This window comes from Mesorhizobium huakuii (assembly GCF_030160235.1).
Taxonomy (GTDB): Bacteria; Pseudomonadota; Alphaproteobacteria; order Rhizobiales; family Rhizobiaceae; genus Mesorhizobium; species Mesorhizobium huakuii.
In genome coordinates, this window is sequence record NZ_BSNY01000072.1 from 1 (window position 1) to 1,408 (window position 1,408).

The 1,408-nt window shown below is 55.7% G+C and carries 1 protein-coding gene; it reads left to right on the top strand.

Annotation, left to right across the window (positions count from 1 at the left end; all coding sequences use genetic code 11):
• The first annotated feature begins 748 nt into the window (after positions 1 to 748).
• Positions 749 to 973, top strand: coding sequence for a MerR family transcriptional regulator (locus QQK95_RS33225; protein WP_019858515.1), 225 nt, complete (start codon positions 749 to 751; stop codon positions 971 to 973).
• Positions 974 to 1,408: the final 435 nt, after the last annotated feature.

Below are 1,408 nucleotides of genomic sequence, written 5' to 3' on the forward strand. Positions count from 1 at the left end.
TCGGAATGACTGGCCGGCTTCAAATCGGAATCGATGGCCGGCTTCGTCGGAATACGCACAAGGCTAAACCCGTCGCACCAGCCAAGAAGGCACCTGGGAAGCGGAAAGCCAAAGCGTAGTCCGCCACGACCTGACGCAACGGAAAGACTCAGCTATGTTTGGAGAGCGGCGGACCTGAAAAGGACCGTCTGGCCGGCGCCATTCGGGCAACCTCCCAGCGAGGGCGCCGGCCTTTTTCCTAGTGGGGCGGCAACTTATACAATCATCGGGCCGCTTGGCGATGATCGACGACGGCCTCGGCTCCCAACTCGTGGTCACCGAGCGGTCATCCTCTGACTATCCAGTCACTTCTAGATTGCGACATGGGGATGAGATTTCGAGAGTAGTTCGCCTCGTGTTTTTTGCGCTCGCCCCGCTCAGCCTTCTTGCCTGGCTCAAACTCGCTGAAAGGCGTCGCCTTCATCCAATTCGTCTCTGACATCAACCCAAAAACTAACGGGTCGATGCGATGGGACCGGAGATCGCACTCCTCATTCTCCGGTTGGCTCGGGTCGACCGGCCTTGCACACTCTGTTGGCAGTTGATCCGATTTCTATCCAGACATATCCACTGCTTCTATTCCCTCACCCAGCGGCTTTTATCTCCGATGCGCATACCTACTCATGGCCACGCAACTGCATGACCAAGGGTTTGGGAGCGTGCTTGAGCCTGCTCCCATGTTTCCGAAGTCGGACATTTGGGAAGCTTGATGGACAACAGGAAGTTTTTGACAGCTGAGGAAGTCTGGGAACGCTATCGCGGCACCATCTCTCTTGGAACGCTGCGAAATTGGCGAGCCAAGAGAATTGGACCGGCGTACGTCAAGCTTGGCAAAGCCGTGTTGTATCCAATTGAGGAACTGGAGACGTGGGATCAAAAGAATACAGTGGCGTGCCGTGCGTCAAAGCGCTTCAGCATGAACGGCGGTGAGTGAGCGTGGTTAGTGACGGAGGAGCATCCAATACCGCCCCCAGAAGCCGGCCCTCACGTTCTCTGGTATAGGGATTTTTACGATATATTTCAACAAGATAGCTTACGTCGAGAGGAAGTTGCACAACGAGCCCTCTCGATACCCGTCTGGCATGCTCGATCACGCCCTGTCACGCTCAAATCAAAATCGCTTTGAATATGCGTGACTTAAGCATTCGTGTTCGCGGGCCAAACTGGGCGCGCCACGGGGTGATAGAAGCAAAATTAGCCAATGACCTGTGAGGTCGTTTTTAGGGGGAAGAAATGCGCCCTTCCCTGCCCCACAATGCACCGCCGATTTTACGCCCCTGCATGTGATCGGGACGACTGAAATTGGCCGTTGAACGAACCCGCTGCGCGGGATGGGCGCGTGGGGTGAGGTAGAGATCACGAACCGGAT

Bases quoted from the DNA above. Each gene is read 5' to 3' on its own strand.
- QQK95_RS33225 (WP_019858515.1), top strand. From the start codon at position 749: ATGGACAACAGGAAGTTTTTGACAGCTGAGGAAGTCTGGGAACGCTAT.